Origin of the sequence: Mesorhizobium sp. LMG 17147 (genome assembly GCF_024297145.1) — a bacterium.
Classification (GTDB): domain Bacteria; phylum Pseudomonadota; class Alphaproteobacteria; order Rhizobiales; family Rhizobiaceae; genus Mesorhizobium.
The window spans coordinates 150,567-173,020 of the sequence record NZ_JANCTC010000008.1; the positions used below are offsets into that span (position 1 = coordinate 150,567).

Annotated in this window: 29 protein-coding genes; 14 read left to right on the forward strand and 15 right to left on the reverse strand. The window is 62.3% G+C overall.

Annotated elements, in window-relative coordinates; genetic code table 11:
• Positions 1–5: 5 nt before the first annotated feature.
• A complete protein-coding gene (locus tag NMG46_RS17105) occupies positions 6–590 on the reverse strand; it encodes a sigma-70 family RNA polymerase sigma factor (protein ID WP_254818908.1) in 585 nt (194 codons plus the stop codon).
• A 294-nt stretch (positions 591–884) separates the two neighbouring features.
• Between NMG46_RS17105 and NMG46_RS17110 the strand changes: the two genes are divergently transcribed.
• The 3 genes from NMG46_RS17110 to NMG46_RS29940 all read left to right on the forward strand — a co-directional run bounded on the left by NMG46_RS17110 (position 885) and on the right by NMG46_RS29940 (position 1,886).
• Positions 885–1,088: a hypothetical protein gene (locus NMG46_RS17110; RefSeq protein ID WP_254818814.1), complete on the forward strand. Its 204-nt coding sequence runs from the start codon at positions 885–887 to the stop codon at positions 1,086–1,088.
• Positions 1,089–1,206: 118 nt separating this feature from the next.
• Positions 1,207–1,554 carry a DUF982 domain-containing protein gene (locus NMG46_RS17115; protein ID WP_254818815.1) on the forward strand — a complete coding sequence of 116 codons (348 nt, stop codon included), beginning with the start codon at positions 1,207–1,209 and terminating at the stop codon, positions 1,552–1,554.
• Positions 1,555–1,586: 32 nt separating this feature from the next.
• On the forward strand, positions 1,587–1,886 hold the full coding sequence (locus tag NMG46_RS29940) for a DUF982 domain-containing protein (protein ID WP_352476454.1): 300 nt from the start codon (positions 1,587–1,589) through the stop codon (positions 1,884–1,886).
• A gap of 41 nt (positions 1,887–1,927) precedes the next feature.
• Here NMG46_RS29940 and NMG46_RS17120 read toward each other — a convergent pair whose 3' ends face one another.
• The 4 genes from NMG46_RS17120 to NMG46_RS17135 all read right to left on the reverse strand — a co-directional run bounded on the left by NMG46_RS17120 (position 1,928) and on the right by NMG46_RS17135 (position 4,169).
• Entirely contained in the window at positions 1,928–2,425 is a 498-nt protein-coding gene (locus NMG46_RS17120; protein WP_254818816.1) for a hypothetical protein, read from the reverse strand.
• A gap of 82 nt (positions 2,426–2,507) precedes the next feature.
• On the reverse strand, positions 2,508–3,098 hold the full coding sequence (locus tag NMG46_RS17125) for a LysE family translocator (RefSeq protein WP_254818817.1): 591 nt from the start codon (positions 3,096–3,098) through the stop codon (positions 2,508–2,510).
• 49 nt (positions 3,099–3,147) lie between these two features.
• Positions 3,148–3,306, reverse strand: a complete 159-nt coding sequence (locus tag NMG46_RS17130; protein WP_254818818.1) for a hypothetical protein — start codon at positions 3,304–3,306, stop codon at positions 3,148–3,150.
• 110 nt (positions 3,307–3,416) lie between these two features.
• Entirely contained in the window at positions 3,417–4,169 is a 753-nt protein-coding gene (locus tag NMG46_RS17135; protein ID WP_352897881.1) for an SIR2 family protein, read from the reverse strand.
• Positions 4,170–4,461: 292 nt separating this feature from the next.
• Between NMG46_RS17135 and NMG46_RS17140 the strand changes: the two genes are divergently transcribed.
• From NMG46_RS17140 to NMG46_RS17185, 10 genes are all read left to right on the forward strand, one after another.
• Positions 4,462–5,241 carry a heme-binding protein gene (locus tag NMG46_RS17140; protein ID WP_254818820.1) on the forward strand — a complete coding sequence of 260 codons (780 nt, stop codon included), beginning with the start codon at positions 4,462–4,464 and terminating at the stop codon, positions 5,239–5,241.
• 104 nt (positions 5,242–5,345) lie between these two features.
• A complete protein-coding gene (locus NMG46_RS17145) occupies positions 5,346–7,103 on the forward strand; it encodes a methanol/ethanol family PQQ-dependent dehydrogenase (RefSeq protein ID WP_302895836.1) in 1,758 nt (585 codons plus the stop codon).
• Positions 7,084–7,953 (forward strand): substrate-binding domain-containing protein, encoded by an 870-nt coding sequence (locus NMG46_RS17150; RefSeq protein WP_254818822.1) that lies wholly within the window; start codon positions 7,084–7,086, stop codon positions 7,951–7,953. The genes NMG46_RS17145 and NMG46_RS17150 overlap by 20 nt, the downstream gene beginning before the upstream one ends.
• Positions 7,950–8,483 carry a c-type cytochrome gene (locus tag NMG46_RS17155; RefSeq protein WP_254818823.1) on the forward strand — a complete coding sequence of 178 codons (534 nt, stop codon included), beginning with the start codon at positions 7,950–7,952 and terminating at the stop codon, positions 8,481–8,483. Before NMG46_RS17150 ends, NMG46_RS17155 begins: the two co-directional genes overlap by 4 nt.
• A gap of 38 nt (positions 8,484–8,521) precedes the next feature.
• Positions 8,522–9,496 carry a cytochrome c oxidase subunit II gene (gene coxB / locus NMG46_RS17160; RefSeq protein WP_254818824.1) on the forward strand — a complete coding sequence of 325 codons (975 nt, stop codon included), beginning with the start codon at positions 8,522–8,524 and terminating at the stop codon, positions 9,494–9,496.
• The gene (ctaD, locus tag NMG46_RS17165; protein ID WP_254818825.1) at positions 9,493–11,469 is read left to right on the forward strand and encodes a cytochrome c oxidase subunit I; all 1,977 of its coding nucleotides are present in this window, start codon (positions 9,493–9,495) and stop codon (positions 11,467–11,469) included. The genes coxB and ctaD overlap by 4 nt, the downstream gene beginning before the upstream one ends.
• The gene (locus NMG46_RS17170; RefSeq protein WP_254818826.1) at positions 11,466–12,071 is read left to right on the forward strand and encodes a cytochrome c oxidase subunit 3; all 606 of its coding nucleotides are present in this window, start codon (positions 11,466–11,468) and stop codon (positions 12,069–12,071) included. The genes ctaD and NMG46_RS17170 overlap by 4 nt, the downstream gene beginning before the upstream one ends.
• Position 12,072: 1 nt before the next feature.
• Positions 12,073–12,414 (forward strand): hypothetical protein, encoded by a 342-nt coding sequence (locus NMG46_RS17175; RefSeq protein WP_254818827.1) that lies wholly within the window; start codon positions 12,073–12,075, stop codon positions 12,412–12,414.
• Entirely contained in the window at positions 12,411–13,295 is an 885-nt protein-coding gene (locus tag NMG46_RS17180; protein ID WP_254818828.1) for a cytochrome c oxidase assembly protein, read from the forward strand. The genes NMG46_RS17175 and NMG46_RS17180 overlap by 4 nt, the downstream gene beginning before the upstream one ends.
• Positions 13,276–13,845 carry a cytochrome c gene (locus NMG46_RS17185; protein WP_254818829.1) on the forward strand — a complete coding sequence of 190 codons (570 nt, stop codon included), beginning with the start codon at positions 13,276–13,278 and terminating at the stop codon, positions 13,843–13,845. Before NMG46_RS17180 ends, NMG46_RS17185 begins: the two co-directional genes overlap by 20 nt.
• Before the next feature lie 538 nt (positions 13,846–14,383).
• Here NMG46_RS17185 and NMG46_RS17190 read toward each other — a convergent pair.
• The 9 genes from NMG46_RS17190 to NMG46_RS17230 form a co-directional block, all read right to left on the reverse strand.
• On the reverse strand, positions 14,384–15,313 hold the full coding sequence (locus NMG46_RS17190) for a hypothetical protein (RefSeq protein WP_254818830.1): 930 nt from the start codon (positions 15,311–15,313) through the stop codon (positions 14,384–14,386).
• Positions 15,310–15,705 (reverse strand): phage holin family protein, encoded by a 396-nt coding sequence (locus tag NMG46_RS17195; RefSeq protein WP_254818831.1) that lies wholly within the window; start codon positions 15,703–15,705, stop codon positions 15,310–15,312. The genes NMG46_RS17190 and NMG46_RS17195 overlap by 4 nt, the downstream gene beginning before the upstream one ends.
• Entirely contained in the window at positions 15,702–16,430 is a 729-nt protein-coding gene (locus tag NMG46_RS17200) for a WXG100 family type VII secretion target (RefSeq protein ID WP_254818832.1), read from the reverse strand. Before NMG46_RS17200 ends, NMG46_RS17195 begins: the two co-directional genes overlap by 4 nt.
• Positions 16,431–16,699: 269 nt before the next feature.
• The gene (locus tag NMG46_RS17205) at positions 16,700–17,173 is read right to left on the reverse strand and encodes a DUF2269 family protein (RefSeq protein ID WP_254818833.1); all 474 of its coding nucleotides are present in this window, start codon (positions 17,171–17,173) and stop codon (positions 16,700–16,702) included.
• The gene (locus NMG46_RS17210; protein ID WP_254818834.1) at positions 17,173–18,459 is read right to left on the reverse strand and encodes an SDR family oxidoreductase; all 1,287 of its coding nucleotides are present in this window, start codon (positions 18,457–18,459) and stop codon (positions 17,173–17,175) included. Before NMG46_RS17210 ends, NMG46_RS17205 begins: the two co-directional genes overlap by 1 nt.
• A 34-nt stretch (positions 18,460–18,493) precedes the next feature.
• The gene (locus tag NMG46_RS17215) at positions 18,494–18,832 is read right to left on the reverse strand and encodes a hypothetical protein (RefSeq protein ID WP_254818835.1); all 339 of its coding nucleotides are present in this window, start codon (positions 18,830–18,832) and stop codon (positions 18,494–18,496) included.
• Positions 18,832–19,194 carry a hypothetical protein gene (locus NMG46_RS17220; protein ID WP_254818836.1) on the reverse strand — a complete coding sequence of 121 codons (363 nt, stop codon included), beginning with the start codon at positions 19,192–19,194 and terminating at the stop codon, positions 18,832–18,834. The genes NMG46_RS17215 and NMG46_RS17220 overlap by 1 nt, the downstream gene beginning before the upstream one ends.
• Entirely contained in the window at positions 19,194–20,414 is a 1,221-nt protein-coding gene (locus NMG46_RS17225; protein WP_254818837.1) for an NRAMP family divalent metal transporter, read from the reverse strand. The genes NMG46_RS17220 and NMG46_RS17225 overlap by 1 nt, the downstream gene beginning before the upstream one ends.
• Positions 20,411–20,881 (reverse strand): hypothetical protein, encoded by a 471-nt coding sequence (locus NMG46_RS17230; protein ID WP_254818838.1) that lies wholly within the window; start codon positions 20,879–20,881, stop codon positions 20,411–20,413. Before NMG46_RS17230 ends, NMG46_RS17225 begins: the two co-directional genes overlap by 4 nt.
• 148 nt (positions 20,882–21,029) lie before the next feature.
• Here NMG46_RS17230 and NMG46_RS17235 point away from each other — a divergent pair, with 148 nt between their 5' ends.
• Positions 21,030–21,242, forward strand: coding sequence for a DUF2934 domain-containing protein (locus NMG46_RS17235; RefSeq protein ID WP_254818839.1), 213 nt, complete (start codon positions 21,030–21,032; stop codon positions 21,240–21,242).
• A gap of 397 nt (positions 21,243–21,639) precedes the next feature.
• Here the strand turns inward: NMG46_RS17235 and NMG46_RS17240 are convergent, their stop codons facing one another.
• Positions 21,640–22,410 (reverse strand): GntR family transcriptional regulator, encoded by a 771-nt coding sequence (locus NMG46_RS17240; protein ID WP_254818840.1) that lies wholly within the window; start codon positions 22,408–22,410, stop codon positions 21,640–21,642.
• Positions 22,411–22,454 lie beyond the last annotated feature (44 nt).

Below are 22,454 nucleotides of genomic sequence, written 5' to 3' on the forward strand. Positions count from 1 at the left end.
ATATATTAGCGGCGCCTCTCGGCTTCGAAGTCCAGTTGTCCTTCGGACAGATAGCTGCGCCTTTCCATCAGGGTTTGCGAGGAACTTTCGCCTAGGTATTCAAGCACGCCGGCGCGGGCCCTGTTGAGCCGGCTCTTCACGGTTCCCACCGCGCAACCGCATATTTCGGCGGTTTCCTCATAGCTGACGCCCAGCACGCCTATCAGCATCAGAACCTCGCGCTGATGCTCAGGAAGGCTCTGGATGGCCTGGTGGACTTCCTTGCCCTGTACGGACCATTCCTGCGTCGCTTCCGAGATCGGCCGCAGCGAAGCACAGTCGAGCAGGCCAGGCGCTTCCCTCACGGCGGCCCTGACACGCGTGTAGTAGGTGTTGCGCATGATCGTGAAGAGCCATGACTTCATACGCGTTCCAGCTTCGAACTTGTCAATGTTGGCCAGGCCCTTGGTCAGCGTCTCCTGGACCAGGTCGTCGGCATCATCGGGAGTGCGGCAGAAGGTGCGGGCGAAAGCCCTCAAAGCGGGTATGAGGTCGACGATGGAAACGTCTTCGGTTTCGCGGGTCGCTAAGGCGTAGGCTGTGGGTGGCAATGGTCCAGCTCCCGTCCAGAATGAGTTCGCGAGCGCAGACCAGTTAAATGCATTGGGCGAAAGATCGTTCCGGTTGCGAAAATCACCCGCTCCAGAAAACCGGAGAGGGCTTGGCTGAGCAATCCCGGCCGATGGCGATATTTTTGACGGAACAACCATCGGGATCGCGGAGTTCAAAATCAAGGTCGTCCGACAATTCGGGCGCCGCCATTTGGCGCGTCGAAATGCGATTCGCAGCGAGCCTTGGCCGCGACCTCAAGGGCGGCCTGCCACCTCAAGAAACAGGAGGAGTCCATGACAGGAAACAAGCACGCCAAAGGCAAAACGCCGGCCGATAGCGATCTTGCCAACGATCCCGGCATCGGCAGTTCCAGGGGCACGATCAAGGAGGGCGACCGGCTCGATCAGGGCACCAATACGTTCGAAGGCGATGTCGAGAACGACACCACGCCGCAAGGCGGTATCAATCCTCGGCAAAAGATGCGGACCAACAAGTGACCGGCCGCGCACGATCGAACAAACCTGCTGCAACCCGTGCAGCAATCCCGCGTTAAAGAGCATGAGCCTCGGGTCCGCCCCGGGCGTTGATGCGACAGGCTCTTTCGCGGAGACACAGATGACAAAAAAATTGTTTGGCCGCCCGGTTCCAATTCTCGTCGGCCTTGGTTTCCCCCGCTATGTCGAAAATATCTGGCAGGCCTATGACGTCTTAAATGAATGGCCGAGCCGCGGTCCGGCGCACAAGGCGGCGTTCGACGCCTGTCGCGCCGGGCTGGCTGACGAGGTCGACGTCGAGACGGTGCGCGCGGCGTTCGATAAATTCGCCCGCAAGGCGGGCATTCTGGCCTACGATATCGCAGCCGAAACACCAGCACGCGCCAAAACAGCTGCGAAGGCCTACGACGTTTGGCTGAAACGCCCGTCGGACAGTCGTGTAGACCCTGAAGACACGCAGCTTGCTTGAAGCGACACCTTGCTTGAACCGGGAGGAATACGGTGCAGAGAATAGAGTTCGATACACCTGTTTGCATCTATTTCGGCAAGCCCGGGCGATCGCGATTGGTCAGTTCCGTTTTCGAAGCAGTACATTGCCTGAAAAGCGAGAAATGGCCGGCGCGCAATGCCCCACTGGCGCTGGCGGCCGCTGATGTATTGAATCGCGCCCGAACCGGTGAAATTACGGCCGGCAAAGCGCGGCAAGCGTTTGTCGACGCCGCGTGGGAGGCAAACATTCTTGTCGAAGGCGAGCCGCATGACGGGCATGCCACGACAGCCTTCATATCGGACTGCGGCTGAAGCGGCAGGCTGCCTCCCTGAAGTTCCGCCCAAAGCTTGGTTTATCGCGAATGATTGGCGTCCTCGGCCTTTTTCTCGCGCTGCTGCCTGAGGATTTCGTCGGTTCCGACGAGCTTCTTCGATCCGCCCGGGATCGCGGTGGAGACGACCGCCGGTGGGTCGCTTGCCGGGAAGGAATCTTCCAGGCCTGCCTGCAATTGGTCTTCCAGCGTTTGCGGCTCTTCAGAGCGGCCGGGGGTCCTTCGGGTATCTACGCTCTCCAGCGGCTGTGTCATGTCCGGCGAAGACCTGACTTCTCGAATCCAGCCATAGAGCTGTTCGATGGCAAATTCCTTCATCGTGTCGAAATCGGCCTTTTCGTCACGCAATGCCTCGATTTGGTCGACCATGGTCTTCTCGAAACGTTCGAGGCTATCGCTTCCGCAGGCCCGGCAGAGACGCACCAGCGCCTGGCGCAGTATGAGTGGCGCAAAGTGCGCCGTTGCCTCAAGCCTGAGCTGCTGCAAACGCTCCGGGGTAGCGGCTTGGAACTTCGACATGCTCGACCTCTTCGCCTTGTGGAGCATGTCAACGAAAATTGTCGGCGGATGTTCCATCGGCGGCCGCTGCATCGCTCGATCCTCAGCGGTGCACGCCACCACCGACTGCCATGCGGATACCGAGACCGACGACGACGCAGCCTGCCACCCGCTGCTGCCAGAGCCTTACCTTCGGACGTTTCATAATCCAGGCCCCGAGCGTGCCGGATGCGAGTGCATATGTGCCCAGCACCAGCACACCGGTCATTTTCTGGGTGCCACCGAGCAGCAGCAATTGCAGCGTGACCGATCCGCGAGCAGGATCGACGAACTGCGGAAGGAATGCCACCATAAAGGTTATCGGCCAAGGATTTATCAGATTGGCGATCATTCCTTCGCGTGCGGCCACAAGCGGTCCGACATTGCGCGCCTCCTCGACGGCGACGCTGGCTGACGGCAACAGCACCAGACGCGATCCAAGCCAAACGAGATAAGCTGCACCCGCCCAGCGAAGCATGGCAAAGGCAAGCGGCGATGCCTGGAGCAGCGACGATATGCCGAGGGCAAGGAGCGGCAGCTGGACCATACCGGCGCCGAGGGTCATTCCGAGGACGGTGAACAGGGCAATATCACGGCCCTGCCCGATGCCGCGCGCAATCACCAGCAGACTGTCGGGCCCCGGCGGCATCTGCATTAGGATGACCGTTCCGACAAAAGCCGTCCACGAAGCGGGATCCACGCCGCTACTTCGCCCCGGTTTCGTAAGATGCCTTCGCGCTGTCCTTCAACCGGCCGGCATCTCGCATCACCTTGAGTGCTTCGTCCCTCGTCAGGCCGCAACTGCGGGCAAAAAAATCGATCTCATAGGCCAACTCGGCCGACAGGTCGTGTTTGGCATGCATTCTTCGCTTGTGTTGCGTGCGCCCATTCAGGCTCGGTCCCGGATACGTTAGTCCTCCCGAACTCACATCGGATCAGTCGGTTCCACGGCCGGACCAATCCGCAGGTTTTCTCACGCGCTGTCTGGCCGGCCCACCCTATCCTTGAGTTCGTTCAGGAACGCGAGCAGCGCGTCCTCAGGATCGTCGGCCTCTTCGGTCAGCATATCGATGCCCCAGTGGCCGAGAACAGCCTCCTGGACGATGCTCGGCTGCGACATGAAGATGAAGGATTTCGGGCGGCTCTTCTCGTAGCCCGACCGTCGCCAGGTCTGCCAAAGCCTGTGCAACAGCAGACGGATGTTCATATCAGACATGCTGTAGCCGATGAACAGGATGGTGCGCCCCAGTGCGTCGGCGCGAAACTTCACGTCGAGCGGCGAATCGAACGAAAGCCGGTCGAAATAGTCGGTCTCCGCCAGGACCAGCGATTTGTCGTCGTCGAAATCGCCGTGGAATTTGATGATCTGCGTCACCTCGCCGGTCGTCTTGGGCAAGTCCTTTGCGTTGGCCACCTTCACAAAGGGCCGGCCATGAATCTCGAAGGCAACCTCGAGGTTGCGATCATAATTGGTGGTATAGATGATCGGAAAATCGAGCGATACGATGAGCTTGTGGATTGCCGACCGCCGCACTTCTTCCCGCGAGACGCTCCATTCACGATCCATCCAACTGCGCAAAGGGCCGAGGCTCCCCTGCTTCAGCCGGTAATATTCGGCAAGCGCCTGATAGCTGGCCTCCGGTGCGCCGATCATATCCTCGTCAAGGCCGAGCTCGTTTTGCATGTGTTCGATGAGCTTTTGCCAAGACGGCAGGCCGACGCTCATCGACACCCCGGCTCCAACGAACAAGATAGCTCGTCGCTCTTTCACCGATTGAGCCAGTTGCTCGACTGCGGACAGCATTCGACACAACTGCCAGAAGTGCTGCTCTGTTCCGACGGCGCCTGGACCATCGCAAGAATAACTCCGATTTCCGGTTGAGTGCCAACACCCAGATCGGCTGTCCCGAGTTCCGGTCCCCGAGTTTGTCCGACCGAATCCGATATTTATTTCGTTCCCTTTGGCACTTCTGCGCCTCCTACGCGTTGGAGAGTGTTCAACAAAGACGGCGCAGCTAATGGATCGCCATCGGATTGTCTCGGTAGCATTATGTCTGTTCCTGCTTACGATCGGCGCCGTCCAGCAAAAGGCTTGGGCTCAAGCACCTTGCCCGGCCGACCATGACAAGTTGCTGGCCGCCCTCAAGGCCAACGTCAAATCCAGCGGCGGTCCCGGCAATGGCGGCTTCGACACTAATGAATGGGCGGCAGTCGTGGCTCGCGACGGAACTGTCTGCGCCGTCGCCTTCAGTGGGCCTACCGCCGACGCCCAGTGGCCTGGCAGCCGGCTGATCGCCGCCGAAAAAGCCAATACCGCCAACGGGCTCAGCCTTGCCCACATGGCGTTGTCCACCGCGAACCTCTATGCGCCGGTGCAGCCCGGCGGTCCTCTATTCGGCCTGCAGGCCACCAATCCGGTCAATCCAGCGGTGGCCTATGCCGGCGATCCTTCGACGTTTGGAAGCTCCAGCGATCCATTGCTGGGAAAGCCTATCGGCGGTGTCGTCGTGTTTGGCGGCGGCCTGGCTCTCTACGACGGCAAGGGGATCGTCGGGGCCTTGGGGATAAGCGGCGATTCCTCCTGTGCCGACCACAATGTCGCCTGGCGTGTGCGCGCCGCGCTCGGGCTGGATAAGGTACCGGCAGGCGTCAACCCAAACCGCAAGGACGCTATCATTTACGACCTCGATCCCGGCGGCAAGAGCGCCTCCGGCTGGGGCCATCCATTGTGTGCCGGAAGCGAGGCGGACGTGGCGGCGGAGCTTGGCGCCGGGGTCGGCGGCTCGATACGCAAATGAGGAAAGGGCGACAGGTGGCGGCGAAAACTCGTGTGTCAGCCAAAGGCGGAAACAGGCCAATAGCTGCGAGGCTGGGATGGACGCTGCTGGCGGGGTTTGCACTGATGACGGCGGCGGTTGCTCAGTCTTTATCAGGCCCTGCGATAAATCCGCCGGCCGCAGCTGCTCCGCCCGACGACGGCCAGTGGGCGATGCCGGCAAAGAACTACGCCTCGACCCGCTACAGCGAACTTGCGGAGATCACCGAAGACAACGTCAAAAACCTGCAGGTGGCCTTCACCTTCTCGACCGGCGTCAACAAGGGTCAGGAGGCTGCGCCCCTGGTCGTCGGCAACACGATGTACATCGTGACGCCGTTTCCCAACATCCTCTATGCGCTTGACCTCACCAAGCCCGGCGCGCCGATGAAGTGGAAATTCGAGCCCAACCCCGAGCCCGCCGCGCAGGGCGTTGCCTGTTGCGACGTGGTCAACCGTGGTGCGGCCTTCTTCGACGGGCGCATCTATTTCAACACGCTCGATGGTCATGCCATCGCCGTCGATGCGGCCACCGGCAAACCGGTCTGGAACACCCATATCGGCAACATCAATATCGGCGAGACCATCACGATGGCGCCGCTGGTGGTGAAGGGGAAGGTACTGGTCGGCAATTCCGGCGGCGAAATGGGCGTACGCGGCTGGATCAAGGCGCTCGACGCCGGCGACGGGCACGTCGTCTGGACGGCCTACAATACCGGCCCGGACGCCGAGGTGCTGATCGGCCCTGATTTCAAGCCGCATTACGACATGGACAAGGGCAAGGATCTCGGGGTGACATCGTGGCCGCCCGACGCCTGGAAGATCGGCGGCGGCAATGTGTGGGGCTGGATCTCCTATGACCCGGACCTCAACCTGATCTTCCACGGCACCGGAAATCCCGGTCCGTGGAATCCGGATCTGCGGCCCGGCGACAACAAATGGACCGCCGGCATCTTTGCCCGCGATCCCGACACCGGCGCAGCCAAATGGTTTTACCAATGGACCCCGCACGATTTGCACGACTACGACGGCATCAACGAACAGGTGCTGCTCGACATGACCTGGCAGGGCAAGCCCCGCAAGGTGCTGGTCCGACCGGAACGCAACGGCTACGTCTATCTGTTGGACCGCACTACGGGCGAAGTACTGTCGGCAGTGCCGTTCGGGCCTGTCAATTCCAGCAAGGGCGTCGACCTGAAGACCGGCCGACTGATTGTAAATCCGGATAAGAAGACCGGCACCGGCAAGGTCGTCCGCGACATCTGTCCCACCGCATCGGGCCTCAAGGACTGGCAACCTTCGGCGTTCTCGCCCAAGACCGGCCTGCTCTACATCCCGCATAATAACATGTGCATGGACGAAGAAGGCGTCGAGGTGAATTACATCGCCGGCACGCCCTATGTCGGCATGAACGTGCGCATGATTCCCGGGCCGGGCGGCAATCGCGGTGCATTTACTGCCTGGGATGTCGCCGCCGCCAAGCCAGCGTGGAGCCTGAAGGAGAACTTTCCGGTGTGGAGCGGCGCCGTCGCCACCGCCGGCAACGTCGTATTCTATGGCACGATGGAAGGCTGGTTCAAGGCGGTCAGCGCCAGGACCGGCGAACTGCTTTGGCAGTTCAAGACGTCGTCCGGCATCATCGGCCAGCCGATCACCTATCGCGGCCCGGACGGGCACCAATATGTTGCGGTTCTTTCGGGCGTCGGTGGCTGGGCCGGTGCGATCGTATCCGGCGATCTCGACCCGCGCGACGCCACCGCCGCGCTCGGCTTCGTCAACGTCATGAAGGATCTGAAGGATGTAACCACGCCGGGAGGTACGCTGTATGTGTTCCGGCTGCCTTGAGACGATCGGCCGCGTTATGTGCTCACGGAAAACGCGTTCGCGGCGGCTTGCCGCCGCGGTTGGCGCACTGGCGCTCTCGCTTGTCGCCGCCGTTGCCGATGCGCGCGAGTTGAGGATCTGCGCAGATCCCAACAACATGCCGTTCTCCAATGCCGCCAGGCAGGGCTTTGAAAACAAGATTGCCGAACTCGTCGGCCGGGAGCTTGGCGCGACTATTTCCTACACGTGGTGGGCTCAGCGGCGCGGCTTCGTCCGCAACACGCTGAAAGCCGGCCTGTGCGATCTGGTGCCCGGCACGCCCACCAATCTCGAGATGCTGCGCACCACCGCGCCCTACTACCGGTCTTCCTACGTCTTCGTGACACGCAGAGATGCGCCGGAAATCGCGTCCTTCAACGATCCTCGCCTGCGCGATCTGCACATCGGCGTCCAGCTGATCGGCGACGACGGCGCCAACTCGCCACCCGTCCAGGCGCTCGGCAGTCGCGGCATCGTCGGCCATCTCGTCGGTTTCCCCGTCTATGGCGACTATTCGGCGCCGAACCCGCCAGCGCGCATCATTGAGGCGGTCGCGAATGGCGACATCGATATGGCCGTCGTCTGGGGGCCGTTGGCCGGCTATTTCGGTGCCAGGCAAAAAGTACCGTTGCGGATTACGCCGGTTGCACCGCGCATCGACGGTCCGCTGCTGCCGATGATCTACGACATTTCGATGGGCGTGCGCCGCGACGACGATGCGCTGCGCAGCGAGGTAGACGCAGCGCTCGCCAAACACCGCGCCGAGATCGATGCAATCCTGGCGGCATATGACGTGCCTCGCCTCGACGTCGCCGGGGCGGCAGCGCGATGAACCGCGGCCTTCCATGCGTGCTGTCGGCGATGCTCGTTCTTGCCGCTTGCCAGCGTGAGGAACGCGACACGCGTCCACAGTCGGCGCTCGGCTCGGGCGACCAACCGGCAGCCGTCACAGCCCTCGAGCCGGGCGGCCAGCGGCCAGCCTCGTCCAACAACAAGGCCGGAGTGTTCGAGGCCAACGCCTTCCACCTCAGCGAGGGCAAGCGTCTGTTCAACTGGTTCAACTGTTCCGGCTGCCATGCCAATGGCGGTGGCGGCATGGGCCCGGCGCTCATGGACCAGAAGTGGCTCTATGGCAGCTCGATCGAAAGCATCCACGCCACGATCAGGGACGGTCGGCCAAACGGCATGCCGAGCTTTCGGGACAAGATCCCGGACGACCAGATCTGGGAGCTTGCCGCCTTCGTCCGCGCGTTGAGCGGCAACGCGCCGAAATCGGCTGCGCCGAGCCGCGACGACGACATGATGCCCCATCCGTCCGAAAATCGCCTGCCGGATGCCGCAACCCTGGGGAAGTCGCCGTGAACCGCCTTGTCTGCAGCGTGTGCTGCGGCGCAGCCTGCATGCTGCTCCTTGCAGGATGCAGCGGCTGGCAATCCGCGCTTGACCCAAAAGGCCCGGCCGCGGGCGAGCTTGCATGGCTGATCTGGTTCTTCACAGCATTGTGCACGGTGGTCTGGCTTTTGGTGATGGCGGTGCTGATCCTGCCATTGGCCCGACGCCCCGCGCCGGTCGGCGATCCGCTTGTCCTCGACGCTGCCGCCGAGCGCGGCAAGATGCGAATTGTCGTCGCCGCACTCGCCGCTACCGCCCTGATCCTGGTCGGCCTGACGCTGCTGAGCTACTTCGCTAACCGGACGCTTGCCGCCATCGGCTCGGATGCGGCGCTGACGATCCGGGTGACCGGGCATCAATGGTGGTGGGAGGTGCGCTACGAAAACGATCAGCCGAACCGCATCCTGACGACCGCCAATGAAATCCACATCCCGGCGGGCGAGCCGGTGCGGCTTGTAGTAACCTCGACCGACGTCATACATTCCTTCTGGGTGCCGAACCTCTCGGGCAAGCTGGACCTCATTCCAGGCCACGAGAACGTTCTCGATCTGAAGGCTGACAAGCCCGGCGTCTATCGCGGCCAGTGCGCCGAGTTCTGCGGCGCGCAGCACGCCAATATGAGCACCTTCATCATCGCCGAACCTCGGCCCGTCTTCGACGCGTGGCTGAAAGATCAGCTGCGGCCGGCAGCTGCTCCCGTGTCGACGGAGGCCCAAACCGGCCACGACCTGTTCCTCAAACGACCATGCGTGATGTGCCACAAGATCGGCGGCACCATCGCCGGCGGCACGGTCGCTCCCGACCTTACACATATCGCAAGCCGGCGGACGCTCGCTGCCGGAACGCTGGCGATGAGCCGCGGCAATCTCGCAGCCTGGATAGCCGATCCGCAAGGGATCAAGCCAGGTGCCCACATGCCCGTGGTGGGACTGAACGGGGACGAGCTGAATGCGATAGTAGCCTATCTCGAGGGCTTGAAATGAGCAGCGCCGACCTAGCCCATGGGCGAGACCTCGCCCCGCAACGCGCCGCAGCACAAAAGGGTGACCTGGCTCCCGAGCGCGACGGCCCTCGCGATACCGGCCTCGACGACGCCAGCCTCGAGCGCTGGCTGGCGCGGACATGGCAGACCGTGCCGGGCATCATCGGTGCGCTCTCGAGCGTCGACCACAAAATTGTCGCGCGGCGGTACCTGATCACCGCTTTCGTGTTCCTGTGCCTCGGTGGCCTCAGCGCCGTTGCCATGCGCATCCAACTGTCGGGGCCGGAGCGCGGGCTGATCGGGCCGGACCGCTACAACCAGCTGTTCACCATGCATGGCGTGACCATGATGTTCCTGTTTGCAGTGCCAATCGTTCAGGCGACCGGCATCTATCTCGTGCCGCTGATGGTCGGCACCCGCAACATCGCCTTTCCGCGCCTCAATGCATTCAGCTTCTGGATTTATCTCTCCGGTGGCCTCTTCGCCTGGGTGTCGTTTGCACTCGACATGGCGCCCGACGTCGGCTGGTTTTCCTACGTGCCGCTGTCCGGTCCTGAATTCGGGCCAGGCAAACGTTCCGACGTGTGGGCGCAGATGATCACCTATACCGAAGTGTCGTCGTTGGCGGTCGCGGTTGCCACCATCGTCACCGTGCTGAAGCAACGCGCGCCGGGCATGTCGCTGGACAAGATTCCGCTCTATGTCTGGGCGATGCTGGTCACCTCTTTCGTCATCGTGTTCGCCATGCCGGCGGTCATGATCACGTCGACCTTCCTGATCCTCGACCGTCTGGTCGGCACACATATCTTCAATCCCGCCGAGGGTGGCGACGTACTGCTGTTCCAGCACCTGTTCTGGTTCTTCGGCCACCCCGAAGTCTACATCATTTTCCTGCCGGCCACCGGCATGGTGTCCTCGATCATCGCCGCTTTCGCCCGGCGTCCGGTATTCGGCTATCTGGGCATGGTTCTGTCGCTGATTTCGGTCGGCTTCCTGTCGTTCGGCCTGTGGGTTCACCACATGTTCGCAACCGGCCTACCCAAGCTCGGCGCGAGCTTCTTCACCGCCTCAAGCATGCTGATCGCCATCCCGAACGGGCTGCAGATCTTCTGCTGGCTGGCGACATTGTGGGACGGACGCCCGATAATCAGGACGCCGCTGCTGTTCGTGTTCGGCTTCTTCTTCACGTTCGTCGCGGGCGGCCTGACCGGCGTGATGCTGGCGTCGGTGCCATTGGACCTGCAAGTACACGACACCTATTTCGTTACCGCGCATTTCCACTACGTGCTGATCGGCGGGTCGGTGTTCCCGCTGCTCGGCGCGACCTATTTCTGGTTCCCCAAGATCACCGGCCGGATGATGAGCGAGCGTCTTGGACGCTGGCACTTCTGGCTTGCCTTCATAGGCTTCAATGCGGCGTTCTTTCCGATGCACATTGTCGGGCTATGGGGCATGCCGCGCCGGGTCTACACCTATCCGGTGGAGCTCGGCTGGGGCAACATCAACCTGTTCATCACAGCCGGCGCGGTCGTCCTGTTCCTAAGCTTCGTTCTGTTCACCATAAACCTGGTGTACAGCGCCTCGAGGGGCGCCCCGGCCGGGGACAATCCCTGGAATGCGGGCACGCTTGAATGGGCGACAAGCTCCCCGCCGCCGAGCTATAATTTCGCTCGGATTCCGGTGGTTACCCACTCCGAGCCGCTCTGGGCCGAACGTGACACGCTGCCTGTCGCGACCGGGCTTCGCGTCGACGTGCGCGAACTTGTTATTTCGACCGTGGCAGAAGCGTATCCAGATGTGCGCGAGAAGTCCGCGACGCCGTCGATCTGGCCATTGTTCGCCGCGCTCGCCGTCGGCGCCACCTTTCTCTATTCGATCTTCAGCCCGTGGGCGGTGGTCTGGGGAGCCGGGCCAATCGCCATCACTTTGATCGGTTGGTTCTGGCCGAAAGGCGATCCGGAGGATGAGGAATGAAACAGCGTCCTGCCGCCGATCTTTCCAAACTCCCGACCTTCGGGATCGGACCGCGCAGCCCGACCTGGTGGGGCACTCTCGCCTTCATGGCGCTGGAGGGCACCGGCTTCGCGCTCGCCGCAGGCGCCTATCTTTACCTCGCCTATCTGTCGCCCGAATGGCCATTGGGCGTGCCGCCGCCCAACCATTGGCCGGGCACCATCGTCACGCTGTTGCTGCTCGCCAGCGTGGTGCCCAACCACATACTGAACCGCTACGCCGAAGCCTGTGCCATGGTGCCCGTGCGCATCGGCCTGATCGTCATGACGCTGCTCGGTATCGCACCGCTTGTCGTGCGGTGGTTCGAATTTCCGGCCCTCAACATCTATTGGGATACCAATGCGTACGGCTCAATGCTGTGGGTCCTGCTCGGCCTCCACACCACACACCTGATCACCGACGTCGGCGACACGCTGGTGCTGACGGTCCTGATGTTCACGCGCCATGGCTATAGCGGGCGGCGTTTCGGGGATGTTGGCGACAACGTCTTCTACTGGGATTTCGTGGTCGCGACCTGGATCCCGATCTATCTGTTGATCTATTGGATGCCGAGGCTTGACTGAGATGCGTGCGCTTCGCTTGGGCACATCATGGGGCGGGCTGTTGTCCGGGCCTCTGGCCTGGGCGGTGTCGACGCAGCTGAATTACGCGGTCGTGGAGTGGCAGTGCGCCCACGGCATTCCTGTCATACCGGTCGTTGCGCTGATGCTGACAGTGCTGGCCTTGCTCGGCGGGGCGCTGTCGTGGCGGGCGCGACAGCAAGGTGGCGCCGCCTTTAAACCGGACCGTGCGCGCGGCACTGAAGATTTCGTCGCCAATATCGGCATTCTCAGCGCGTTGCTGTTTGCGCTGGTAATCGTCATGCAAGGCGCCGCCTCGCTCGTTCTCGACGGCTGTCTGCGATGAGCTTCGACGCGCTCTTCTCAACCTCGATCTGCTACGGTGCCGGTGCCCCGCAGGCCGGCTGGACGCTGGCGTTGCCGATCACGCTGCCGCTAGGCGTAGTCGCACTGCTTTACGCGGCAGGCGCCTTTCGGCTGTGGCGGCGGAGCGCCCGCAGCCGCCCGTTGCGGATGCGACAAGCCCTGCTGTTCGCGACCGGCTGGGCTATTTTGGCGGCAGCACTGGTCAGTCCGCTCCATGCATTGGGTGAGCGCGTCTTCACCGCCCACATGATCGAGCATGAGCTGTTGATGGCGGTGGTGGCACCCCTGCTGGTCGCCTCCCGTCCGGCGGCGGCGATGATGTGGGCATTGCCGATCAAGCTGCGGCTGGCATTTGGCGCAGCCGGGCAGGCGAAGATGCTTCGAACCGTTTGGGCCGCCATCAGCCGCCCTGTTGCCGCGACCTTCCTGCACGGCGTCGCGATATGGGCGTGGCACGTTCCGGCGCTGTTCGAGGCGGCGCTTGCACGGGGTGTCCTGCATTATGCGCAACATGCCTGCTTCTTCGGCACAGGGCTGCTGTTCTGGTGGGTGCTGCTGCCGCGTTCAGGCCGCGAACAAGCCTATGGCAGCGCAGTCATGCACCTCTTCTTCACCTCGCTGCATACCGCCCTGCTCGGGGTGCTGCTGCTGGTCTCGCCAAGGCTGTGGTATCCGGTGAACGCAGCCGGTGCGAAATTGTGGAACCTTAGTCCGCTCGAGGACCAGCAGCTCGCCGGTCTGGTGATGTGGGTTCCGGCCGGCCTGATCTATGGCGGCGCGGCTTTGCTGCTGGCCGGCCTGTGGATCCGCTCCAGTGGACAGAGAAGATGGGAGACGTCGCATGCGCTCCAAGCTGTCTAAGCTGGTCATTGGTGCCGGGACGGCAATTGTCGTGCTGGCCGCAGCTTGGACGGCGCTGACGTTGTGGCCGGAGCGCCTCGTCAGGGTCGCGCATAAAACGGACAATGCCACCAGCAGCATCGGTGTGCGCGCCACATCGCGCTTTACTCCGTCCGGACCCATACTCGGCGCCGCAGCAATTGTCTTGCTCGTTGCAGTCCTGGCCGGGATCGCGTTGTACTTCGAGCAAAGCCGCCGAGTGGAGCAGAAGGCCGACAATGCAACCGGCGGTGTTGGCGCCCGCGCTATACCCATCATGATGGCCAATGGCTGTGCTGGATGCCACACGATCACCGGCGTTCCCAGCGCGCAAGGGTTGGTCGGTCCACGCCTCGACGCCAGCTTGGCCACCCGGGTCTATATCGGCGGCGTATTGTCCAACAACCCGCGAAACATGGTCCGTTGGATACGGGCCGCAAGGGAGATCAATCCGCACGCGGCAATGCCTTCGACAAGGATTTCCGAGCAGGAGGCGCGGGACGTCGCTGCCTACCTCTATTCGCTGAAATGACATCGTTGCTCGCCTAGCCGAGATCAAACCCTGCCGGCAGTCTACCGATGCCGGTTTGCCGGGACCGGCAATCGTCACCGCCTTCGGCTCGATGCCTTAGTTGCCGACGAACCTTTCGGAACCGGCCCGCATCGGCGAGGCTGCCCGCGATCAGTCGGACATCGCCGAGCGCCGCCATGCCCGGTAATCTGCTGTGCGGATTGTTTCGCGGGCATCTCGGATATGAGCTTCTTTGGCGAGTGGGCCGAGTGCAATCTCGACGTCGTCGTCCCAGTCGAATTGACGGGGTGGTTGTTTTTTTTAGAATTGGACAGTGCTGCTGAGAATTGCGTGCCACGCCGTGGGCAGACACGCCTCATGGAGCCGAAGAACCGAACCGATTTAGAGCGAAGAATCGGAACGGACCGGAGCGCCTCGGCTAATGACTTGAGCGCCGCAATCACATTTGTCAGCGGAAGGTTGCGGGCTCCTAGCCGACTTCGATGTTCCAACCGCGAGGCGACCGCGGTCGGAGTCGCCACGAACGACCGTAGCGCAATCACGTCGTTTCGGGAGACTCGTTCGATTTGGGAGCCTCGTCGGTCTCCGGCAAACGATCGCGAATGGCTTCCTCGGTTTTGCTTGCCGTCTTTTTCACGACTTTCTCGACGCGGTCGACCAACGTCTCGGCGTCGCCGCTGGAACCCTGTCGGTCAGCCTCTTCCTTTACAGTCTCATATGCTTCGGCGGCGACCTGCTTGGCTTGCTCCACGCCTTCTTCAAAGACTTCCTCGGCACTGTCACGAAGCTTGTCGCGGTAGGGGCCGAGTTGCGCGTCCTCAGCGGCGGTGTGAGGCAGCATCACGCCAATGGCGGTGCCCACGGCAAGGCCTACCGCGGCCATTGCCAGAGGTTCGCGCTGGAACAGGTCCTGAGCCGACTGCCGCACCCGCCCCGTCCTATCGGTGGCGGCCGAGCCGACCTGCCCGGCTGTGCTTCTCAATCTTTCTTTGGCGCCGCTCGCAACGTCTGCCACAGCCTCAGCCGCACCGCCTGCCACGGACGCAACCGAGCGGGCGGTATCGGAGAGCATGGAGCCGGCGGAACCTTCGCCCTCGGCACCGTACTCATCGCCGCGTGAGTCCTGCCAGGCCCCGCCCAAGCCCCTCTGGTCAGAGAAGTTTCGGGTGCCGTCAGGTTCCCTGCCGGTCGAATAGGCACCAAGTGCTGAACTGTCTACCGACGTGCCCTTGCCTAGCATCAGCCAGGCTAGGCCCGCGCCGACCAATGTAAGCGGCAACGGATTGTCCCTGACCTGAGTCTTAAGATTGCTGAGCATGGCGGATCCCTCGCCGCTGAACATCCCGGTGAATTCGTCGATCAGCTGACCTGGTGTCATCTTGCTCCGGATCGAGTCTGCCGTGTCCGTTATCTTGGCACGGGCAATGTCGGCATCGCGTTCGAGTTCGGCTGCGGATTTGTCGGTCATCTTATCTGGTCCTTGATCACGCGTGCGTCGCGTTTAAGTTGGTCTTGTGTCCGGTCGGGGGTCAACTCTGAGGGAGCCATGCTTGCCTTGCCGGAGCGCAGGAGTATGACGCCCAGTACTGCCACCACGACGCCGACGAGCAGCGAGGACCATCCGGCTCCCAGGCCGGCGCTCGCCAAGGCAATCACCAGCGCCTGCAAAAGCACCATCAGGGCGGCAAGCAGGCAAATGACGCCTCCCATTACCTCCACGGCGCCGGCGCCGGCCTTGCTTAACTTTTCTGACATTTCAGCCCGCAACAGCCTGCTTTCGGTTTGAAGCAGTGTTGTGACCTGCTGTGCCAGATCGCTGACAAGGGTTGTCAGGCTGCGAGTGTCCTGGTTGTCAGTCATGGGTTTCGCTCCAGGCTTGCATTGGCCCAGTCATCGCCGGACTGATCGGATCCTAACGGGGCTGGTTCAACTGGCTCTGCCGATCGCCATCCCGACTCATTCGAGCTAGGACCCGTCTCGGGCGCCCGGCCTTTTCCCGACTGGCCCGGTGCTCCGGTTTGGGCAGAGGGTGGCGAGCTCTTGATGAACCGCCCCAAAGCCAGGCCTGCCAATACCGAGCCGGCGATCAGCGCCCCCGAGTTTTCGCGGCCGAACGACTGAATTTCGCCAAGCACCTCGTCGAACGGTTTATCCTTCAGGGACGAGGAAAGCCGCTCGAGCCCGCCTGCGGCGTCAAGGGCGAATTTCGAAGCGGTCCGTTGATCATTGTTGGCAAGATGCTCGCTTGCCGCGCGCAATGCGCCGCTGAAGGCCTTGAGACTGGCGCTCATGTCGCGCTGCGTTCCCTCCGCCTTGTTGAACAATGCTTGCTTTGCTTCCGATGCGTAATCTCCGGCTTTCCTGGTGATCTCGTCACGCGCATCGTGGAGCGCTTCCGTCGCGGTCTGCTTTTCCCGTTGTAGTCTTTCCGAAAGCTCGCTTCTGGCTGTCTCGAAATCGGCCGTCTGACGGCCTTGATCGTCTTTGTCCTGCATGGTGTCTCCTAGTGGAATCCGAGGAAGGAGAGGATCGCAAGCACGACGACGACAAGGCCGATGAGATAAATAACACTGTTCATGGCGCAATCTCCTCCACTGCGCACCGAACTTGCATGTGCTTCCCGTGTTCCCCTCAGGCGTCATCTTTTTGTAAGCGAAGCCTAACCAGCCTCAAGACGGGATCTTGTCCTGTGCCGATGGGCGTGAGCGCGCGGTTGGAAATGATACGAGACCGGACTCCGGTGCGACTTACAGGTCGAGACGCACGTCCGCTCCGGCAGATATTCGCGGTGCAGGGGTCGGAATTTTCCGCAGTGCTTTGACTGGGCATTATCGCAGTGGGACCTGCCTGCGACCTACCACTCGATCGCTGGCCGCGCGATCATCAGCCAGAAAATCCCGAGCACGGCAGCGAAGGCGGGGAAGCCGAAGGCGAACCACAACCAGAACAGCCTATGATAGCGCGGCGGCAACGGCGCGCCTGCAGCGGCGGCTTGCGATGCCAGCTTGCGCATCTCCATTTGCATCCAGACGACCGGGAGCCAGAACATTCCGGTGAAGATATAGAGCGCGACCGAAAGTACGATCCAGCCCTCCGACAGCGAGTAGCCTGCCTGCCAGGCGAGCGCGGCTCCAGTCAAAGGTTGCGCGACCACGGCCGTCGCTGTGAAAACGAAGTCGGCGACGACGACGATACGCGCCACCGCCGCAACCGTCGCGGCAATGCCGGTCCTGTGGGCGAGCAGCATGAAGAAAGCGATGCCGGCGCCGGTGCCAAGCAGCACAGATGCGCCGATGACATGCAGAAATTTCAGCAGGAAATAGAGCATCAGCGCTCCTCCAGCACTGCCAAGGCCACAAAGTGCAGCACCAGGATCGGCAGCACTTTGAGGAACGGCCCAAGCGGGTCGTTCCACAGATCGGGGCTCAGGAAGCTTCCGACGACCAGATAGAAAAGCGAGAGCGCGATGCCGCCATAGAGGCCTTTTCGCGCCGCCGGCCGCCAGGCTATGAGCACGCCGATGGCGATGTCGGCAAGAGCGCCGGCGATCACGATCGGTGCCGATAAGATGCCGGCCCCCGTGCCTTGCATCAGATCGACGCCGCTGCCGTAGCCGGTTGTCAGCGACACGATTCCCGTCATGATCCAGAAGACGGGCAGGACGACGAAGATCGCCGGCTTGATGAAATACAGCCGGGCAAACCATTTCTCCGGCACCGTTGCCGGATTGAGCGCGAGGAAGCCCGCCAGGGTTTGCGGGCGTATGCCGGTCGCGGCGGTCCAGTCCGAGGGATCTCCACCCGCTCCTCGGGCGATCTCCCTGGCCGCGTTGGTGCGCATCGGTGGACGCCAGCCGAACATCGCGGCAAGGTCGCCTAGGCCGTAGAGAAGCCTTGCAACAGGCGCCGGCAAGACAAACCTGGCTGCCGGAGCCCAACCGAGCCATCGGCGATAACTGCCGACGACCTCGTCCATGCTCAGTTGTTCGGGACCGACAAGTTCCAGCACGACGCGAGATGGACTGGCGGGATCGAGAAGGAAAACGACCGTTGAGACCACATCGTCGAGTAGTACCACCTGGAGCCGGCCGGTGCCGGGCATGGACGGCAGCACTGGCAGCGAAGCGAGACCCCGAAACAATGCGCTGGCCCCAAACACCGGCCGGCCGAGCACCACGGACGGGCGCAGGACCACCCAATCCAGATCAAGCGTCATAAGCGCCTGGTCCCCGGCCAGTTTCGTCGCCGAGAACGCCGAAGGCTGCGCCCGATCGACGCCGATCGCCGAAAAGTGGATCACCCGGGCAACCCCTGCCCGCGCACAGGCGCGAAAGAGTGCGACCGCCGCATCGCGATGGACTTCGCGCGTCTTTTCACGGGGGCTGTCCTGGAGAACGCCGGCACAATTCACGACGGCGTCGACACCCCTGAGATGCGGTAGCCAGTCTTCGGGCTGCAGCGCCACCGCCATGTCCAGCACCAGCAATTGGTAATTGCCGGCCCGGTTTGCACCGGGGCTGCGGACCAATCCGATTACCTCATGCCCTTCGGAAAGAAGGCGTGCCACGACGGAGGCACCGATCAGGCCGGTGGCGCCGGTAACCAGGACTTTCACTGAACCCCATTCTCCGACGGCGGGAAAGTGTCGTTCATTCCGGTTTATCGCCCTCGATACTGCCCTTCATAGCGGAAAGTTCTTCCATCGTGCACAACAGTCGCGGCTGCGTCGGGTCGGAGATGTCGAGCTTGTCCCAGGGAATGCGGTACATGCTGTCGCGACTGCGCAGTCGAAAGACTTCGAGGACCGCCGTGCCGATGGCCGAAGCGGAAAGACGCTCGAACGCCGCGTAGATGCCGACATGGTACTCGGTAACCACGAGGTCGTCGCCATCCGGTTCGGCGCGTATCTCCTCGATATGGCCGATGCTTTTGCCGCGCTGCGAAAGCACATTTCTGCCTGCCAATTGCTCAAGGTTGACGGTGGCCATCATCCGGCTCCCGGGATACGCCTTATGACATGGTCGCGCAGCCAATCCTGCCAGTCGAAAATCGCCGTTTCACGCACGTCGATGTCGAATTCGATGTCGACGCCGATGTCGCGCACCTTGGTCCAGGCGATGCGGTGCGGTTCGGCATGGCGCTTGCCGCCGAGCCTTGCCGCAAGGCGCGCCATCCAGCGCCCGGATCGCTCGCCAAGCCGACGCGCCAGCGTGATCGAGCCGAGTTCGACAGCAACGATTTTGGGTGGCTTGCCCGGCCTGACCTCGGCTACCAGCCCGTCCACCTTGCCGATCTTGACCTGCTCACGGTCAACCACTTGCTTGTCCAGGATGTCGCGCAGCAAATCCATCACGTGCCTGCGAATATCTGCAAAGGAATGGTCACGATCGCGAGCACGAAACCGAGCGCAATGATGAAGATGACCGCGGCATTCGCGATCATGCCATTGCGGTGCTCGCCGACATAACGCTCGTCATTCAGCAGGAAAAGGAACGGCACCACGGTCAGCGGCAGGCTGGCGGCCGTCAGCGCCATGGAAAAGATGGTTAGCTTCAGCGGATCGAGACCCAGGGCGATCGGAATGGCGGCGAGAAACAGCGAGACCGTGTAGACGGTGCTGAAGCCGGGATCGTCGCGCGGTTTCAGGTCCTCGCCCCAGGTCCAGCCGAAACCCTGCGCCACCAAGTACGCTTGCTGCAGTCCGATTTCGAGCGCAGCGCCGAAGCAGGCTATGCCTAGTGAAGCAACGAACAGGACGAACCCCCAGAAACCGAAGATCTGGATCAGCATCAGCGGCAATTGATGGTAGTCGTCGACCTGCTCTATGCCGTGCGCCGCCAGCACGAGCGCCGCCACGATCAGCACGCCGATCGAGATTGTGCCGCCAAAACTCATTCCCAATCCGGCAATGGCCCGATTGGTCCCGAGATAGCTCTTGTCCCACTGGTCCTCGATGGCTCCCGACGAATAGAACATGAACAGGTAGGGCGAGACCGACGCACCAAGAATACTGACCGCCATGAACCAGTAATTGGCCGCGTCGTGCTCGGGCAGAGTGGGCACGGCACCGGCCGCGACCTGCCCCCAATCGGGCTTCAGCATGACGGCGCCAACCACGAAGCACAACGTGACCAGGCCGAGGATCGAGACGCCCTTTTCAATGAAGCCGAACGTGCCTTTCCAGAGGAACAGCCATGCCAGAAAAGCGACCGGCAGGGCCCACCACTGAAAGCCGATGCCGGTGGCGAGCTCAAGCGCAATGGCGACACCGCCGATCTCGGCTGCCATGACCATGAAGTTGACCAGCAAAGTCGCAAGCAACGGCCACAGAAAGGCGGTGAAGCCAAACCGTTCCCGAATCCCGTCGGCGATGGTGTGATGGCTGACGGCGGCGAAGCGGCCGGCCATCTCGACCAGGAAGATGATGCAGATCGTGCCCAGGAGGACGGCCCAGATCAGCTGGAACCTGAACGCTGCACCCGCCTGTGCGGCGGTTGCCATCGATCCGACCTCGAGAAAGCCACCGACGCTGGTGACGATGCCCAGCGATATTTCGAGCAGCTTCTTCATGGTTTCGGCGCGAAATGTTTGGCGTAGGATGCATTCAGGGCGGCGGTGGCAGCCTGGATATCCTGCTGCGCCTGTTCCGCCTCCGATCGGTTGCCGTCCTGCACCGCCGTCGCGGCGCGTGTCACCGCCGCCGACAGCTGTCCGACTACCGCCGTCAGACCGGCTTGCTCGCTGGGCTCAGGCGACTTGGCGGACTGGATTTGCGCACCGGCATCGACGAGCGCCTTGCCGACCGATTGCAACGTGCGCGACGTATATGTCGAAGGGGCTGCCCCGGCGGCCCAGGCACCCAGGACCAGCGATGCTGTCTGTGCGGCCGAAGCCGCGGTTTTCGACTGCTGCTCGATCTGGTCGGAAGGCGAGCATGCCGTCAGCACAAACGTTGTCAGCAGCAGGCACAGCCGGTCTGGTCGAAGACCGAAAGCTGCAATGGCATCTACAATACGTGCTTGTAGCGTTGCTGCCACACGATTGTTCTCCCCGGCACCAGGCGACCTCGGCGTACAATTTCATCTAGGGCGCCCGGTGGTCACGTCAACTGAACCGTCGGGAACTGCCTGGCAACGCGGAACAAACCTTCGATCGCCGGATTAGGGATATCAGGAGGCAAAGGTCATGGACAAGGAAGAGCGTATCAGGCAGCGGGCCCATGAGATATGGGAGCGCGAAGGCCGTCCGCAAGGACGCGAGCGCGAGCATTGGGACCAGGCCGTGCAGGAGATCGAAGCTGAGGGCTCCGAAGCCGAACGCGGTCCGGTCGTGCCCGATCCAACGGTTGAGACCGGCTCCGATCCCGAGGTGCGCGGCAGCAAGCGGCGGGGGAAGTGAGCCCCAATGCCTCGTCTCGTCGCCTGGATCGTGGTCGTACTGGTCGTGCTCTTCGCCGCATGGCTGATGCTTGGGCGCGACAGGACCAGCACTGGTGGCGAAACTCAGCCCTCGCCACATGCAATAGACCAGAATGGATAGGAGCTGACATGACGGCTAGGGAGAGCCATCCCGAACAGGACCCTGCGGAAGGATCGCGATCGACGATAGAAAAGCAGCTCCGCAAGGAGCAAGGCGGCGAGGCGCAAAATCGTGAAGCCAAGCCAACTTCCGACAAATCCGGCAGCAAGGCCAAGTTGCCTCCGAAAGCGCCGAAGAAAGGCTCAGGCCTGGACTGAGCGGCTGGTTTCACGTTTCCACGTCGTCATTCCTCCTCGCTCCGTCGCGCGAATGGTTGTCATTCGGGCAGATCGGCGGCAGCCGCTTCTGTCCTCTTTCCAGTCGAGCCCGGTGCCTTGAAATAATGGGGATAGCGTTCCCGGACGATTGCGAGCACCTCGAAGATGCGGCGAAGATGCGTTCGCATCGCCTCTTCCGCCGCAAGGGCGTCGGCCCGCTCGAGCGCATCGACGATCCGCCGATGTTGGCCGAGAACCACCGACATGCTGTCGAGGCGCGGGAAAGACAGGAAGCGGAAGCGGTCCATGTGCAGCTTCGCCGCGCTGATGTCGGCCCAGATTCCGGGGAAGCCGGCATGGCTGGCGATGTGCTGGTGGAACAGCTCGTCCGACTTGAAGAAGCGCCCGTCGTCCGAGATGGAGGCGAACGTCTCCTGGACCGCCAGTTCGCCTTTGAGCATGGCGAGTAGTTCGGCGCGGCGCGGGCTCTCGACCGCACGTTTGACCAGGCCGACTTCGAGCGATTCGCGCAGGAACTGCGATTTCTCGAGATCGGCGATCCGCAGCGGCGCCACCATGCTGCCGCGCTGCGGATAGATGTCGATCAGGCCAAGTCCAGCCAGCCGGGCGAGCGCCTCCCTGACCGGCGTGCGGCTCACGCCAAGGGCTTCCGACATCGCCTTTTCGGAAATCAGCTCGTGCGGCTTCAGGCGGAAGGTCAGGATCTGGTCGAGCAGGACCTCGAACGTCCTCGCCGCGACTGAAGCGCCGGGGCCGGTTTCGCCAAGCCGCCCCTCGGTGATGGTCCGCATTCCCAAAAGCCCTGCCATCGGCAATTCCCTTAAAGGCTCGGCAGCTTCAAGCCATTCATGAA